The sequence below is a fragment of the Vibrio comitans genome (genome assembly GCA_024346835.1).
In the GTDB taxonomy this organism is placed as follows: Bacteria; Pseudomonadota; Gammaproteobacteria; order Enterobacterales; family Vibrionaceae; genus Vibrio; species Vibrio comitans.
The window spans coordinates 2,827,883-2,844,342 of record AP024866.1 but is presented as its reverse complement, the minus strand read 5'-3'; the positions used below and the strand labels follow the sequence as shown (position 1 = coordinate 2,844,342).

General features: G+C 42.7%; 15 protein-coding genes. 11 read left to right on the top strand and 4 right to left on the bottom strand.

Annotated elements, in window-relative coordinates; all coding sequences use genetic code 11:
- Positions 1-80 precede the first annotated feature (80 nt).
- Positions 81-2,405, top strand: coding sequence for a Tex family protein (locus tag OCU46_RS13100; RefSeq protein WP_141271753.1), 2,325 nt, complete (start codon positions 81-83; stop codon positions 2,403-2,405).
- 44 nt (positions 2,406-2,449) lie between these two features.
- Here the strand turns inward: OCU46_RS13100 and recG are convergent, their stop codons facing one another.
- Entirely contained in the window at positions 2,450-4,528 is a 2,079-nt protein-coding gene (gene recG, locus OCU46_RS13095) for an ATP-dependent DNA helicase RecG (protein ID WP_141271754.1), read from the bottom strand.
- A 381-nt stretch (positions 4,529-4,909) separates the two neighbouring features.
- On the opposite strand from recG, the gene rpmB reads away from it, so the two are divergent.
- The 5 genes from rpmB (at position 4,910) to OCU46_RS13070 (ending at position 8,397) form a co-directional block, all read left to right on the top strand.
- A complete protein-coding gene (gene rpmB, locus OCU46_RS13090; RefSeq protein ID WP_004728407.1) occupies positions 4,910-5,146 on the top strand; it encodes a 50S ribosomal protein L28 in 237 nt (78 codons plus the stop codon).
- A gap of 13 nt (positions 5,147-5,159) precedes the next feature.
- Positions 5,160-5,327: a 50S ribosomal protein L33 gene (gene rpmG, locus OCU46_RS13085; protein ID WP_017029383.1), complete on the top strand. Its 168-nt coding sequence runs from the start codon at positions 5,160-5,162 to the stop codon at positions 5,325-5,327.
- Between the two features lie 106 nt (positions 5,328-5,433).
- Entirely contained in the window at positions 5,434-6,249 is an 816-nt protein-coding gene (mutM, locus tag OCU46_RS13080; protein WP_141271755.1) for a bifunctional DNA-formamidopyrimidine glycosylase/DNA-(apurinic or apyrimidinic site) lyase, read from the top strand.
- A 95-nt stretch (positions 6,250-6,344) separates the two neighbouring features.
- Positions 6,345-7,385: a glycosyltransferase family 9 protein gene (locus OCU46_RS13075; RefSeq protein WP_244311417.1), complete on the top strand. Its 1,041-nt coding sequence runs from the start codon at positions 6,345-6,347 to the stop codon at positions 7,383-7,385.
- A 7-nt stretch (positions 7,386-7,392) separates the two neighbouring features.
- Complete coding sequence (locus OCU46_RS13070; protein ID WP_141271757.1) at positions 7,393-8,397, top strand: NAD-dependent epimerase; 1,005 nt, start codon at positions 7,393-7,395, stop codon at positions 8,395-8,397.
- 21 nt (positions 8,398-8,418) lie between these two features.
- Here OCU46_RS13070 and coaD read toward each other — a convergent pair whose 3' ends face one another.
- Together coaD and OCU46_RS13060 are read right to left on the bottom strand one after the other, a co-directional pair.
- On the bottom strand, positions 8,419-8,895 hold the full coding sequence (coaD, locus tag OCU46_RS13065) for a pantetheine-phosphate adenylyltransferase (RefSeq protein WP_141271758.1): 477 nt from the start codon (positions 8,893-8,895) through the stop codon (positions 8,419-8,421).
- Positions 8,892-9,941 carry a glycosyltransferase family 9 protein gene (locus OCU46_RS13060; protein ID WP_141271759.1) on the bottom strand — a complete coding sequence of 350 codons (1,050 nt, stop codon included), beginning with the start codon at positions 9,939-9,941 and terminating at the stop codon, positions 8,892-8,894. Before OCU46_RS13060 ends, coaD begins: the two co-directional genes overlap by 4 nt.
- A 93-nt stretch (positions 9,942-10,034) precedes the next feature.
- On the opposite strand from OCU46_RS13060, the gene OCU46_RS13055 reads away from it, so the two are divergent.
- A complete protein-coding gene (locus OCU46_RS13055) occupies positions 10,035-10,739 on the top strand; it encodes a 3-deoxy-D-manno-octulosonic acid kinase (protein WP_141271760.1) in 705 nt (234 codons plus the stop codon).
- Here OCU46_RS13055 and waaA read toward each other — a convergent pair.
- Entirely contained in the window at positions 10,713-11,999 is a 1,287-nt protein-coding gene (waaA, locus tag OCU46_RS13050) for a lipid IV(A) 3-deoxy-D-manno-octulosonic acid transferase (RefSeq protein WP_141271761.1), read from the bottom strand. The two genes, OCU46_RS13055 and waaA, sit on opposite strands and share 27 nt — an antisense overlap.
- A gap of 96 nt (positions 12,000-12,095) precedes the next feature.
- On the opposite strand from waaA, the gene OCU46_RS13045 reads away from it, so the two are divergent.
- The 4 genes from OCU46_RS13045 to OCU46_RS13030 are packed head-to-tail and all read left to right on the top strand — an operon-like array spanning position 12,096 to position 16,335.
- The gene (locus OCU46_RS13045; protein WP_244311419.1) at positions 12,096-13,154 is read left to right on the top strand and encodes a CDP-glycerol glycerophosphotransferase family protein; all 1,059 of its coding nucleotides are present in this window, start codon (positions 12,096-12,098) and stop codon (positions 13,152-13,154) included.
- 24 nt (positions 13,155-13,178) lie between these two features.
- Positions 13,179-14,264 carry a glycosyltransferase gene (locus OCU46_RS13040; protein ID WP_141271763.1) on the top strand — a complete coding sequence of 362 codons (1,086 nt, stop codon included), beginning with the start codon at positions 13,179-13,181 and terminating at the stop codon, positions 14,262-14,264.
- Entirely contained in the window at positions 14,261-15,226 is a 966-nt protein-coding gene (locus OCU46_RS13035; protein ID WP_141271764.1) for a glycosyltransferase family 52, read from the top strand. Before OCU46_RS13040 ends, OCU46_RS13035 begins: the two co-directional genes overlap by 4 nt.
- Before the next feature lie 2 nt (positions 15,227-15,228).
- The gene (locus tag OCU46_RS13030; protein ID WP_141271765.1) at positions 15,229-16,335 is read left to right on the top strand and encodes a glycosyltransferase; all 1,107 of its coding nucleotides are present in this window, start codon (positions 15,229-15,231) and stop codon (positions 16,333-16,335) included.
- Positions 16,336-16,460: the final 125 nt, after the last annotated feature.

The window sequence follows — 16,460 nt, the reverse complement described above, 5'->3', positions numbered from 1 at the left end:
CGCCCCTTTTGCTATCTGGTTTTTCTGACATTTGCCCCCATAGTTAGTTTCAAACCCTAAGGAAAAACAAGTGAATTAAGATGAGTCAGACGATTTTTCAGATTATCGCCGCTGAGCTAAATGTTGCCACGCAACAGGTGACCGCTACGGCAAACCTGATTGATGAAGGGAATACGGTACCGTTTATCGCTCGCTATAGGAAGGAAGTCACGGGAGGGTTGGATGATACCCAACTACGCACCTTAGACAGTCGTTTGACCTACCTACGAGAATTGGCCGAACGCAGACAGTCCATCCTTAAGTCCATTTCTGAGCAGGGTAAGTTAACCCCTGAATTGGAGAAAGAGATTAATCAGGCCGATAACAAGACTCGTCTTGAAGACCTTTATCTACCTTATAAGCCCAAGCGCCGCACTAAGGGACAAATCGCTATAGAGGCAGGCTTAGAGCCTTTGGCGGATGCCATTTGGGGCAATGCCTCGCTTGTACCTGAGGTGGAAGCTGAGAAATACTTGAACCCAGAGCAGGGCATATCGGATATAAAAGCTGCATTGGATGGTGCTAGAGCCATTGTGATGGAAAGAATTGCTGAAGATGCTGATCTACTAGAAAAGCTACGAAACTACCTCACCAAGCACGCACAGCTGCAATCAAGAGTCATCACGGGTAAAGAGTCAGAGGGAGAGAAGTTCAAAGATTACTTTGAACATGATGAGGCGATAAGCCGTGTGCCTTCGCATCGTGCCCTAGCGATGTTGCGCGGCCGCAATGAAGGCTTCTTGCAATTATCCCTTAATGCAGACCCTGCCCAAGACCCGTCTATTCGCAGCTCATATTGCGAAACGATTATTGCGGACCACTACAGAATTTCATTGAGTGATGCTCCAGCTGATACGTGGCGTAAGCAAGTGATTAGTTTTGCTTGGAGAGTAAAGGTCTCCATGCACCTTGAAACTGAACTCATGTCTGCCATGAAAGAGCGAGCGGAGATTGGTGCCATAGAAGTATTTGCGACCAACTTAAAAGACTTATTGATGGCCGCACCTGCTGGGCCTCGTGCAACATTAGGCCTAGATCCTGGATTAAGAACGGGCTGTAAAATCGCAGTTGTAGACGGCACAGGTAAGGTGCTGGCAACTGATGTTATCTACCCTCATCCACCGCAAAAGCAGTACGATAAGTCGATGCAAACCATTGAGCGATTGATCAAACAGCACAATGTGGATTTGGTAGCGATAGGTAACGGCACGGCTTCTCGTGAGTCTGACACCTTCATCGGTGACATCATTAAGAAAGGCATCAAGGTACAAAAGATTGTGGTCAGTGAAGCAGGGGCCTCAGTGTATTCAGCTTCTGAGCTGGCAGCCAAAGAATTTCCAAATATGGATGTATCTTTGCGCGGTGCGGTGTCTATTGCTCGCCGTCTACAAGACCCACTAGCAGAGCTTGTTAAAATCGACCCTAAATCTATCGGAGTGGGCCAATATCAGCACGATGTCAGTCAGTCATCATTGGCAAAGCGTTTGGATGCGGTTGTAGAAGACTGTGTAAACGCCGTCGGTGTGGATGTAAATACGGCTTCAGCAGCACTACTTAATCGCGTTGCAGGATTGTCGACCACTCTTGCGCAAAATATTGTGGCTCATCGTGACGACAACGGACGCTTTGAAAGCCGTGCTAGCCTCAAGAAAGTAGCAAGAATGGGGCCTAAAGCGTTTGAACAGAGCGCGGGCTTTCTGCGAATTATGAATGGTCGCAACCCCCTAGATTCATCGTCAGTGCATCCTGAGGCTTACCCTGTGGTGAAATCGATAGCTGAGAAAACCAGTAAGCCTATTTCAAACCTTATCGGTGATAGTGCCTTCTTAGGTAAGCTCAATGCGATCGATTTTACGAATGAGCAATTTGGTCTACCTACGGTAACGGACATCATCAAAGAGCTGGATAAACCTGGTCGTGACCCAAGACCTGAGTTTAAAACGGCAACCTTTGCTGAAGGTATCGATAAGGTATCTGACCTCGAAGTGGGTATGGTGCTTGAGGGCGTGGTTTCTAACGTGGCTAACTTTGGCGCGTTTGTTGATATTGGCGTGCATCAAGATGGTCTTGTGCATATCTCTGCGCTTACAGATAAGTATGTGTCTGATCCGCGTGAGGTAGTGAAGGCAGGAGATATCGTGAAGGTTAAGGTGATGGAAGTTGATATCCAGCGCAAGCGTATCGCCTTAACTATGCGCCTTAATGATCAGCCTGGGCAAGATAATCGTCCAAGCAGACCGCAAAGCAGCCGAGACAACAAGCGACCAGTGAGAAATGAACGTCGTGACAATCGCTCGTCAGCAGACAATGGCTTAGGTGGTGCTATGGCAGCAGCCTTCGCTAATGCAGGCAAAAAGCGACGCTAACCTGTTTTGCTAGCAAAAAGAGCCCTGTTTAGGGCTCTTTTTATTTATGCCTTAGCATACTCATCACTATTGACTATCCAGCGCTGAATAATGGCTTTTGCATTATCAGGGTATTGTTCATGAATAAAGCGCGCCATTTTTTGCACTTGGGGCACGAGATGTTGATCTCTTACTAAGTCAGCAATCTTGAAATCGGCGATGCCCGTTTGCTTGGTACCTAGGAGCTCCCCTGGGCCTCTTATTTCGAGGTCACGCTGCGCAATAACGAAACCATCATTACTCTCTCTGAGCACTCCTAAGCGCTTTTGCGCCGTTTTAGATAGCGGAGCATGATAGAGAAGCACACAATGACTCGCCACGGTGCCACGCCCCACGCGCCCTCGTAATTGGTGCAATTGGGCAAGACCAAGGCGTTCAGGGTTCTCGATGATCATTAAACTGGCATTGGGCACATCAACACCAACTTCGATGACAGTAGTTGCCACCAGAAGCTGCAGCTCGTTGGCTTTAAACTGCTTCATGATGGCTTGTTTTTCAGCGGGCTTCATTCGACCATGAACTAGGCCTACTTTCAATTCAGGTAACTTAGCAGTTAGCTCTTCTGCAATTTCTGCTGCAGCTTGCGCCTCAAGCACCTCAGACTCATCAATTAAGGTGCAGACCCAATAGGCTTGCTTTCCCTCATGTGCGCAGGCTGCGCGAATTCGTTCAATAATATCAGAGCGTTTAGTGTCAGGAATGGCCACAGTTTGTATTGGTGTTCGTCCTGGTGGAAGCTCATCAATCACAGAGGTTTCAAGGTCGGCATAGGCTGTCATCGCTAGGGTGCGAGGAATAGGTGTTGCCGTCATGATCAGTTGGTGAGGGTATTGGCCAGAAGCGGCGCCTTTTTCTCTTAACTCTAGTCGCTGATGAACACCAAAACGATGCTGTTCATCAATGATAACTAACGATAGGTTGTGAAACTTCACTTGCTCTTGGAAAAGTGCATGTGTTCCAACAACCATCTGCGCCTCGCCACTAGCAATGGCCTCTAACTGAGCTTGCTTGGCCTTACCGGTAACCTTGCCTGCTAGCCAGCCTACTTTTATGCCTAGTGTTTCAAACCAAGCCGCAAAGTTGATGGCATGCTGCTCTGCAAGCAATTCGGTCGGCGCCATCATGGCAACCTGATAGCCCTGCTCAATGGCAGTCACAGCAGCTAGAGCGGCGACAAGCGTTTTACCTGAGCCAACATCACCCTGAACAAGACGCATCATAGGATGAGGCTTGATAAGATCTCCCTCGATCTCATTGACGACTCGAGACTGCGCGTTCGTGGGAGAAAAGGGCAGTAATTCGAGCAATTCAGTTTTTAGGCGTGATGAGGCGGGCAAAGGGATGGCATTGTCCAGTTGACCTTTGCTTCTTAATGCCAGCATAGAAAGGTTTTGCGCGAGCAACTCTTCAATGATCAGCCGCAACTGCGATGGATGGCGACCTAAGTCAAACTGCTCTAAATCGATTTCAGGCTCTGGGCGATGGACAATATGCAGCGCTTGATTGAGAGATAGCTGCGCATCATACAAGCCGCTGGGTAGCAACTCGTTGACTGCGGACTTATCCAATAGCTCTAGTGCCTGATCAGTAAGGGCGCGTAGGGTTAATTGACGTAGACCGTCAGTTGTTGGGTAAACAGGGGTGAGGCTTGATTCAGCAGTGACCGATTTCCCCTCGTTAATAAATTTAAAGTCGGGATGAACGATCTCTAAGCCTTGATTACCCCTTTTTATCTCGCCATAGGCATGCACTAACTTGCCTTCACTGAAATTATTTTTCATTCCAGCAGTAAAGTTAAAAAATCGCAGTGTGATGGTGCCATTGCCGTCACTAATTTTCACAGTCAGCATTTTTCGTCTAGCAAATACTGTATCAACAGTCATTACTTTGCCTTGCACTCCAGCCCAAAGCCCTGCATGTAAACTGGCCATCGGATAGACACGAGTTCGGTCTTCGTAGCGATGAGGGAGGTGAAATAAAAGGTCTTGAACGGTATTCAGGCCTATCTTAGCCAATTTTTCGGCAACTTTAGCACCAACGCCGTTTAGGGATGTCAGTGGGATTGCAGATAGGAGTTGCGACATTCTGACTCCGATAAGTGAATGATTTATATCAATATGGTGGCAGGCTTTACGTTATCTTAGGTTATCAATTTAACCTAGCCAAACACAAATAATCGCCAAGCATAATTAAATATAGGTCTGAAGGAGAATTAGTAGTTGTAGGGTGTAGGATTTCTGGTAACATACGCGCACTATTTTTGAACAATAATCAGCTCTGCTAAAAAAAGATCAGCGATTTATGCAAAAAGGATCTGTTCGGGTCTTGAGCAATTGCGATCAACTTAGTATAATGCGCGACCTTTGATAGCCTTGTATGGGTTTTCCATAACGGTTTTTGACCTCATAAGAGAGGTTCGGCCACCAAGGTTGATATCGAGCTGAAACGATTTGGAGAAGACATTCATGTCCCGAGTATGCCAAGTAACTGGTAAGCGTCCTGTAACGGGTAACAACCGTTCTCACGCACGCAACGCTACTAAGCGCCGTTTTCTGCCGAACCTACAAACTCATCGTTTCTGGGTAGAGAGCGAAAAACGTTTTGTTAAACTACGTCTAACTGCTAAAGGCATGCGTATCATCGACAAGAAAGGCATTGATGCTGTACTTGTAGATATTCGTGCACGTGGCGAAAACGTTTAAGAGGAATTGAGCAATGGCTAAAGGCATTCGCGAAAAAATCAAACTTGTTTCTTCTGCTGGTACAGGTCACTTCTATACTACAGATAAAAACAAGCGTAACATGCCGGGCAAATTTGAGATCAAGAAATTTGATCCAGTTGTTCGTCAGCACGTTATGTACAAAGAAGCTAAAATCAAGTAATTGATACTTCTTTAAGCAGAACATGAAAGCCCAGCACTTGTTGCTGGGTTTTTTTGTGCCTGAAAAACGCTACAATCAACTTCTCTATGATTAATTTGAGCCACTCATGCCTGAGTTACCCGAAGTAGAAGTCTCCCGAATGGGCATCAGCCCACACATTACCGGTCAAACTATAAAGAAACTGGTGGTGCGTCAGCGCCAACTGCGATGGCCAATACCTGAAAAGCTAGAGCGGCTGCAAGGTGTGGTAATTGAGGCGGTTGAGCGCCGAGCTAAATATCTACTGCTACGAACTGAGCAAGGGAGCATAGTGGTTCACCTTGGGATGTCTGGCTCACTGCGAATTCAAGATTCAAGTCTAGAACCGACCAAGCACGATCACGTGGATCTAATTCTAAATAATGGCAAGATGCTCCGATACAACGATCCTCGTCGTTTTGGTTCATGGCTATGGATAGGTAAGGATGAGTCGTTAGCGCTTTTAGACAACCTAGGTCCAGAGCCTCTATCTGATGACTTTTGCTCCGAACACATTATTCCGCTAGCAGCAAAGCGTCGCGTGGCAGTAAAACAGTTCATAATGGATAATAAGGTTGTAGTCGGTGTCGGCAATATCTATGCCAATGAATCTCTATTTAATGCTAGAATTCATCCACTAAGGCCCGCAAATTCATTGTCTTATGATGAATGGGAATTGCTGGTGGAAGAGATCAAACATGTGCTTGATAATGCCATAAAACAAGGTGGCACAACTTTGAATGACTTTGAGCAACCAGATGGTAAACCTGGGTACTTTGCTCAGCAACTGCAGGTTTATGGCCGCGCGGGTGAAGCATGCCCTGTATGCAAAACCGAGATTAGCCAGAAAATGGTCGGGCAGAGGAATACCTTTTGGTGTGATCACTGTCAGGTTGAATGCTAATGAATAGAAAGGCAATGCATAAACAAAGTATCATATGAAAATGATTTTCTTATTTAGCCAAGCATATGCCTCAAAAGATCCTAGTACTATCAACAATGTTGTTAGGTGACAGTCTACTTACCACTGGTTTAACTCGAAGCTTAAGAAGTGCATATCCAGAAAGCCAAATTGATGTTTTAGTGACTCGCAATGGTCACTTAGCCTTTAATGGTAATCCTGATATCGACAATATTGTATATCTAGATAAGAAACCATCGTTTAAAGATCTGTTTGGGTTTGCCGTAAAGAATTGGCGCAAATATGATTTAGTCCTGAATGATAGGATTAGTGACAAGCCGATGCTTTATACATGGATTTGTGGCAAGAAGCGTATCGGTTTTATTGATTCAAAGTTACCTAAAATTAGACGCCTATTTTATACCGAAACAGTAGAGCTCAATTCAAAGGTTGAGCACCAGTTTTATCGCAACATGCGTCTTCTGGATCCTATTGAGATCAATAAAGAAATGCATCTAGTGGCGCCTGAGGCTAAGGCGTGTGACTTACTTGAAGCCTTACCTACTAGATATATTATTTTGCACTGCCCAGCATCCTCTGACTTTAAGCAATGGCCAATTGAATATTGGCAAAGGCTATCCAAAAAGTTACTTGATGAAGGGTACTATTTGGTCTTTACAGGAGCTAATTCAGAGCGAGATGTTCAGATTGTTCAGCAGGTAACTGAAAGTATACCGAAGGCCGGATGGTTAAATGTTTGCGGTAAGATCCCGTTAAACCAAATGAGTCTAGTTGTGAAGAAAAGCTGTGGGTTTGTCGGACCTGATACAGGACCTGCTCATTTGGCGGCAGGGTATCCTGTTCCACAGGTGGTAGTATTTGGCGGTACGTTTCCAGACATATGGGGTCCATGGCCTTACAATTATTCTAAAGATGGGGTACCTTTCAATCGCAAGGGAATCGCGCAATCTGTTAATAATATTACTATTATTCAAAGTGGTTTGGATTGCGTGCCTTGTGGTGGAAAATCTTGTAGCCTCAATAACTCTTCAAAACCCGAGTGCTTGGTTGATATCAATGTTCAAACGGTTTTTGAATCTATATTAAGTAAAATGCCACTGTCTAAGTGTGGCCAATAGTGATGATATGAAATATTTAGTAACTGGAGCTGCTGGCTTCATCGGAAGTGCAGTCGTTGAGCGTTTAACTGAAGCGGGTCATGAAGTTGTTGGTATCGACAATATGAATGACTATTACCAAGTTTCGTTAAAAGAAGATCGTTTACAGCGCATCGTTCACGATAGATTTGTGTTTAAAAATTTAGATCTAGCAGACCGAGAAGGGATTGCTGCGCTATTTGCGAAAGAGCAATTCGATAAGGTTATCCACTTAGCAGCACAAGCAGGCGTTCGCTACTCTATTGATAATCCTCTAGCGTATGCAGATAGCAATCTTGTAGGGCACCTGACCATTCTTGAAGGTTGTCGTCATTATAAGATCAAGCACTTAGTTTATGCATCTTCCAGCTCTGTATATGGTTTAAACAAGAAAATGCCATTTGATACTGCAGATTCAGTTGATCATCCAATCTCCCTGTATGCAGCGACCAAAAAATCGAATGAGTTAATGGCGCATACCTATTCTCATCTCTATGGCGTGCCTACGACCGGCCTACGTTTCTTTACTGTGTACGGCCCATGGGGGCGACCTGATATGGCATTATTTAAGTTCACAAAAGCGATTGTGAATGGTGATGCGATTGATGTGTACAACAATGGCGATATGCAGCGTGATTTTACTTATATCGATGACATCGTTGAAGGCATTATCCGCATTCAAGATGTGGTGCCTGAGGCCAACACCGATTGGAGTGTAGAGCAAGGCTCACCAGCAACCAGTTCGGCCCCTTACCGCGTCTATAACATTGGCCATGGTAGCCCAGTTAAGCTAATGGAATACATTGAAGCCTTAGAAGACGCGCTAGGCATTGAAGCGAAAAAGAACTTTATGCCAATGCAACCTGGTGATGTATACGCGACCTACGCAGATACAGAAGACTTGTTTAAGGCTACAGGCTATAAGCCTCAAGTGAAGGTCAAGGAAGGCGTGAAAGCCTTCGCTGATTGGTATAAAGCGTATTACAAACTGTAAGTCATAAAGGTTTAGCGAAAGCTAAACCTTTTCTTTTACTCGTTTAAAAACAGATACGGGTACAAACCCTTCCACGTCACCACCATGAATTGCCACTTCTCGCACGATAGTTGATGAAAGAAACGCAAACTCTTCTGATGGCGTTAAAAAAATACTCTCCAGTTCAGGCAGTAGTTTTCGATACATGCTCGTCAAGCCAAACTCATACTCGAAGTCCATCGTTGTGCGTAGCCCTCGAATCAGAAGGTTAGCTTTTTTCTGCTTGGCAAACTCGATGAGAAGCCCAGAAAAACCTTCAACTTCGACATTAGGAATGTGGGCCACTGATTCTTGCAGCATTGAAACTCGCTCTTCTAATGAGAACATAGTGTTTTTACTGGGGCTTGCGGCGACGCATACCGTTACGCGTTCAAAAAGATTGGCTGCGCGGGTAATAATATCTAAATGACCATTGGTAAGAGGATCAAAGGTGCCAGGGTAGAGGACATGATTTTTCATAAGTTATTTTTCTCTAAAGCTTTATCGAGTAATTGGCAGACCTGTTCGATGCTAATGGACTTCATTAGATCATCACCTTTGGCTCTGGTCCCCCAAGGAATATCTTTTAACGCTTTACCTGTTTGTAATTGAATGTGTTCATCATAAGCATTCGCAACGATATCTAAACTGTTGTATGGACCTGTTCTACGTGGATCGCTATGCGCGTAGAGCCCAATCACTTTAGTGCCCTGAGTCGTTGCTAAATGTGCTGGACCAGAGTCTGGAGCGAGAACAATATTAGCTTCAGAGAGCAGAGCAGTTAACTGTTTCAATGAGGTCTTGCCAACGAGGTTAATTAGATCTCCTTTAGCCAGCTGTTCTATATTATCTGCTAGTTTCACTTCTCTATCTGCAGGTGAGCCACATAAGATAACTTGCATCCCTTGCTCTATTGCATAATCAACAAGTGAAGCATAGCGATCGGTTAGCCAGTTGCGTGAGTCTTTACTTGCTGCTGCTGAAATGACTAAAGTTGGTTTGCCGTTCACGATGCTTTTAGCAAACTGCAAATCCTCATCTGAGACGGGAATATTCCAACTTGGTTTGGTGAATGGCACACCTAAATATCGAGCAAAATCGGCAAAGTTATCCAGCACATGGAAGTTTTTTGAGTTCGATAGATGTTTGTTTGTGAATAGCCACTGACCTTCCTTCGTTCGATTTTTACCAAAACCGATTTTGTATTTGGCTTTTATACCAAACGATAGTGCACTCGCTCGCAATGCTGCCTGCATATGTAAAAGGGCATCGAATTTAGTTGATGAAAGTTGTTTCCAAACGGCTTTCATTCCTTGGAATCCTAGCTTCTTATCGAAAATAACGATATTGATGCCAGGTAAGTCACCAATGAGTTGAGCCTCAATCTTGCCACAAATCCAAGTGATCTCGGTACTAGGCCAGTGACTTTGTATTGCTTGCACGACGGATATAGCATGGCAAACGTCACCAATTGCCGATAGACGAAGGATGCAGAGTGATTTTGGTGCTGATTTGAACAGTGTCATGCAATTAACTCTTAAAGTTCGATGGATAAATTATGCAGGTGCTAGAGTTAATTGTAAAATTGGGAAGCTATTGATTTTTATCGAGGTTAAAGATTGGAAACGCTGCGAAATAAAACGGAAGTGATTTGGTATGAGCCAGAACTGATGAGCGAACCTCCAGAGATGTGTTTTGAAGCTCCTTATTGGTTTATTCATAACAAAATAGTAGGGAGTGCCAAAGGCAGGGGAACTACTTGGTTTGTTCAGTTAGATAGCCTGCAAGGCGCTCTGCGCCATTATCGCCGCGGTGGTTTATTTGGAAAGTTAGTTAAAGATCAGTACTGGTTTTCTGGATGGGAACAAACCCGCAGCTTCCAAGAGTTTGCTCTACTTCAGCATCTTCGCAATAAAGGTGTGAACGTACCTAGGCCTATCGCAGCCCGCGCGGACAAATTTGGCCCGTTTTATACGGCTGACTTGCTGAGTGAAAGAATCCCCAATGCCAATGATTTGGTAGCAAAACTGCAGGTATCTTCTTTGAGCGCAGAAGTCTACGAATCTATTGGCAGGCAGATTAAGCGTATGCATCTTGCACAAGTGAATCACACTGATCTGAACATTCATAATATTTTGCTAGATGAAAGCAACAAGGTTTGGATTATTGATTTTGACAAATGCTCAGAGCTAACAGGTGATGACTGGAAACAAGGCAATCTAGATAGATTAAAGCGCTCTTTTCATAAAGAAGTTAAGCGCTTTTCTATTCATTGGCGGGAAAGTGATTGGGAGCACTTACTTCGTGGCTATCGTAGTAGCTAAGGCGTCTATAGTCTTAGTTACAGCGCCCTGATTTCGCTTCACTACTTGATAGGCATTGCTCCCCATCTGAAGGCGAGCCGATGAATCTTTAAATAGGCGGATGAGATTATCGCTAATCTCATCCGCAGATTGACAGACGACAAGCGCCTGCTCTTGCATCAGTTGGTTTGTAATATCTTTAAAATTAAAGAAACTAGGCCCATTGATAATGGGTTTTCCAAGCGCCGCAGGCTCTAACATGTTATGCCCTCCGACCTTCTCGCCGACAAGGCTGCCGGCCATGAAACAGATATCGGAAGCACTCATTAATGTCAGCATCTCTCCCATGGTATCACCAAGATAAACATGAACATCAGAGGTGACAGGAGTGTTTTCTGTTCGAGAAACGACCTTCAGGCCATGTTGAGAGCTCAATCCGGCCACAGAAGCGAACCTTTCAGGGTGACGGGGCACTATAATGAGCAGAGCATCTGGAATCCCCTCTAAGAGCTTTTGATGCGCCTGGTAAATAATGTCATCTTCACCTTCATGTGTACTAGCTGCAATCCAAACAGGGCGTTTGTCTCCAAGTTTCTTTCGAAGATGCCCTCCTTGCTGAGTTAATGCTTCAGAGACACTAATATCAAATTTGAGAGATCCAGTAACGGTGATTTTTTCTGAAGCAATACCTAACTGGTTAAACCTTTGAGCATCATCGGAATGCTGACATAGCACTTGGTCTAGATTTTGAGATATTAGATTGAATACGGATTGAAATTTTTTATACCGAAGAGCTGAGCGCTCAGATAATCGGGCGTTTATGACTGCGATTGGAATCCCTGCTTTAGACACTGTATGGAGGGTGTTGGGCCAAAGTTCGGTCTCCATAATCAGCATACACTTTGGCTGTACAACTTTTAAAAAGCGCTTCACACACCAACTGAAATCAACTGGCATGTATCTGTGTTCTGCAATATCTGAGAGCTTTAGCGCTTGTTCAGCACCAGTGGTAGTAGTGGTCGTAATCAAAATTTTTTGTTGTGGGTACTTTTCCTTGATAGCTCTAATCAGGGGCGTTGCCGCTATGGTTTCACCAACAGAAACTGTATGAATCCAGATGGGTTGACTGCCTTTGAGGGAAGGGATAAAACCAAAGTACTCAGCCCAGCGCTTTCCGATACTAGGTTTACCTTCTTTCTTTTTAAGCAGAGAGACAAGGAGGATAGGGCTAAAAACCGCAAGTAAAATGCTATAAGCTGTTCTGATCAAAAAAAAATTCATTATCTACTGTATAATATTTGGACGTAAAAATAAGAGATCACATATGCCTATCATCTTAAGTTACAATGTGGAAGTAAGCCAGAACAGGAAAGCTCAGTGATCTGTAAACATCGACGCTATCTGATGTATATCTCTCAGAACTATTCATATGCAATCTTGCGCCCTATACAGAATTATATTCTGGCACAAGGTGGTGAGGTTTGCTGGTTTTTGGAAGGGGATGAGGTAAATCCCGACTACCTCTCACCAGAAGAAATTGAGCTAAGTAGCATTGATGATGTGATCTCTTGGAATCCAGATGCTGTGTTTGTGCCTGGTAATGTTGTTCCTCATTTTATTCCTGGTGTTAAAGTGGGTGTGTTCCATGGATTCAATTCAGGGAAGCGGGACAATTCCCGAGGACATTTCGATATCCGAGGTTTTTTTGACCTCTACTGCACTCAAGGCCCAAATACTACCGAAGAGTTTCAAAGATTGGCCACTAAACATGGCTTTTTTAATGTCGTAGAAACTGGCTGGTCCAACCTAGACCCGATGTATCGAGCGATCGAGAATAACCCTTATCTTTCATCAGAAGATGCAAGGCCAACAATACTGTTCTGCTCTACATTTACACCTAAATTGTCTTGTGCAGATACCGTTTTTGAAACTGTGAAGCGACTTTCAGAGAAAGGCAATTGGAGGTGGTTAGTCCAGTTTCATCCTAAAATGGAAAACACTATTGTAGAAAAATACAAAAGCATACAAGGCTCCAACCTGCAGTTTGTAGAAACAGATAATGTTATTCCGTTACTAAGAGCAGCAGATGTGATGTTATGCGATACATCTTCTGTGCTAATCATGTTTCTTTTGCTTAACAGGCCTGTGGTTACATTTCGAAATCGTAGCCCGTCTGACTATTTGATTAATGTAACTAAGGTTAATGAGATAGAGGAGGCACTTAGCTTAGCGATATCAAAACCAGATAAAACTATGTCAGCGATAAGAGAGTATGCAGAGCAAGTTCATCCTTATCGAGATGGAATATCTAGCGTGCGTGTTGTAGAAGCGACAAATAAGCTGATTGAGCAAGGGACTGGAAACCTGAAGAGAAAGCCTTTAAACCTATTTAGAAAATTTAAAATTAGAAAAAAGCTTGGGTACTGGAAGCTTTGAATAACCTGATTCAGTGGGGAAACAATGAGAGTAGCGATTGCAATCGATAGGCTAAGTACAGGGGGAGCGGCCAAAGTAATGTACTCATTGGCGGAGGAGTTGCAACGCTCTGGTCATGAGCCACATTTTCTTTTGATGAATGAGCATAATGTTTATAAAGAGACTACATCAATACCTGTTCATGTTTGTTTTGCAGGGCGTCACCGTAAGCTAAACGGTTTGCTATCAGCTAATGCTATGGCTGATGTATTGAAAGAAAAAATCTCTAGTATTGAAAAAGAGATGGGTAAATTTGACTTTTTCTTGTCTAACTTAGATAAAACAAACTTACTTATGGTTAAGTCAAAGGTCTCACCTTTATTTGTTGTTATACATGCCTCTATTGAGGCTGAATTAAAACGACATGCTAAATTAGGACCGATTAAGTACCTTAGAAAAATTAGAGCAAAAAAAGCGCTAAGTAACCAAAATATCATCACTGTATCTAAAGGGATAGAGGGAGAGATTGAGGGTATAAATTTTATTACTCCTAAAACGATAAAGACAATATATAACCCATTTAATGTTAGTGATATAATTGAAAGATCAAATATTAATAATCAACTGATTCCTGATGGTGATTATTTGATTCACGTTGGTCGATTTGTAAAGCAAAAAAGGCATGATGTCTTATTTGACGCTATATCAAAAATGAAGAACAGTTTGCCTGTTGTTTTGCTGGTTAACAATGAGGATAAGGTAAGAAAGCTTGCCGAAAAGTACAATGTAGCAGATAGAATAATCCTGCCAGGTCATCAGACAAACCCATACCCATGGATAAAAAATGCTAAAGCAATGGTATTAAGTTCAGACTTTGAGGGATTGCCAACGGTACTGATCGAATCACTGATCTGTGGTACACCAATAGTCAGCACTGATTGCCCCCACGGCCCTAAAGAAATACTCAAGGACCACTTGTCTAAGTATTTAGTTCCTGTTCAGGATAGCGGTGCTTTAGCTAATGCTGTTGATGACATTCTTACAGATAACCCTAGTGTCATTGATATGGATATTGTTGATGAGGTAAGCGCTTCAAATATAGCGAATATTTATGTAGAGCACTGCACATGAAAAAAACGTTAGTTTTCGAGAATACTTATTTCAGCCTATTTGTTTTCTTTCTTTATGATGAGAATTGGAAAAACTATGACTATTTGCTTTGGGGGAATAGATTTGATCATGATTTTGTTAAGCATCTTTCAACTTATGTGAATGTTTTAGAGCAATCTTATCAGTCAATTCCGAGATTAATTACTAAATCCAGTCATTCATTATCTAAGTACTATTCAGATAAAGTGAAGTTGCGCAGAATTATTAATAAATATGATGCTTGTATTGGAAATGTTCGAGAAATCAATGACCCTTTTACTTCTGTTGATAGAGTTCAGATTGATGATGGAACAGGAACTCATTTGGAATTAGTAAATGGCCCAAAGAAAAAATCGTCGTTCTTTGCCTTTTTTTCTTTTAGAGAAGGTGTGAAAATAAGCAGAACCAGTAAATTCATTCTTACTAAACAGTTTGAGTCTCATTCCGATTATAGGAAAAAGTGTGAGTTTATAAATATTAGAGATGAATGGAATAAAAAAACAGAATCGGACAAAAAAGAATTGCTTAATATATTCGGTGTTTCTTATGAAGATTTCTCGTATATAAATAATAGTTCATCGATATTGTTTACTCAGCCACTTAGTGAGAATAGGAGTGACTACTCTGAATTAGATAAGATTAATGGTTACAAGCACCTTATTAATATGCATGGAATTAAAGAGAAAGATATTATTATTAAGCCACATCCGGCGGAGAAAACAGATTACTCACACTACTTCCCCAATGCAACTATAATTAAATCTAACTTTCCAGCTGAGTTGATAGCTCTTCTTGATGTTAAGTTGGATAAAGTTTTATCTGTAACAACTACTGCAGGGGAGTGCTTTAAGGGCAATTGTAATCTTGTCTACTACGCTAAAGGTGCAGATTTTTTTAATTTCCCCGAATCAGTTGCAAATAGATTAAATTCAATGGATCTATGAATATGGAAAAGATAAATCTTCTAGCTGTTACACATCACAGCCGAAAAAATATTAACCCTATAAGACCGGAAGCGGCTCAAATAATAGGGCTGCATAAATCTGGAAAGGTGAATGTTACGGTGCTTTGTAACCCTGGTTCAACTTTGATTCCACATCTTGAAAAAGAAGGTATTACAGTACTGACTGATCCATTGGACAAAAAAGTATCAATATCGACTATTTCATATATAAAGAAGCTGATTAAAGAAAAGAAAATAGATATATTGCACTTGTTCAATAATATCGCTTGTAGTAATGGAGCAACTGCAGCCATAGGTACTGACACTAAGGTAATAGCATATCGTGGGCAAACTGGTAATGTTAGTCGCTTAGATCCTTCTAGTTACCTTGTTATGTTGCACCCTAGGCTGAACAAAATTATTTGTGTGGCACAAGCTATAGAAAAAGATTTGCGTCAGTTTCTTTGGGGAGATAAATCAAGAGCAACCACGGTTTACAAGGGGCATGACCAATCATGGTATCAAGGCCCCCCAGCGACTTTGGATGAATTTCCTCTTCATCAAGGCTCCTTTAAGTTGTCTATGGTAGCCAACCTTCGTCCAAGAAAAGGCTTAAGTGTATTTATGGACGCTCTAGCCTTGTTACCTGATGGCTTGAATATCGATGTTCTTTTGGTAGGAGCAGACCCTGACAATATTAAGATTCAGGAAATGATTGAGCGAAGTACTCTTAAAGACCGTGTACATGCTCTAGGTTACAGAGAGGATGCACCTGAAGTTGCAGCTGCTTCGGATGTGATTGTCTTACCAACAACGAAAAGAGAAGGTTTGTGTCGCGCAGTTTTGGAAGCGAACTCCTATGGTATTCCAGCCATTGTTTCTGATACTGGTGGGAATGCAGAACTGGTCGCTGATGGTAATACTGGTATTGTAGTGCCCCCTTCAGATGCCCAAGCACTGGCATTTGCTATCCTAAAACTATACAACGATAGAGACCTTTGCAAAGAGTTCGGTAGGAAGGCTAAAGAAAGAGCGATTAATAAATTCAATGTCGAGCAGGGTGTTAGTAACACATTAGAAATCTACCAGTCGCTAATCAACGAAAATTAGTAGATTATTTGCTTGATGGCACCGCCTTAATCGACGGTGTTCATTCATCTATTTAAGCTGCTACTTTGTTGGATATTTTTGCGTGTTGAATAGCAGCACAGGTCTAGCAACTAGACGTTGAAGAC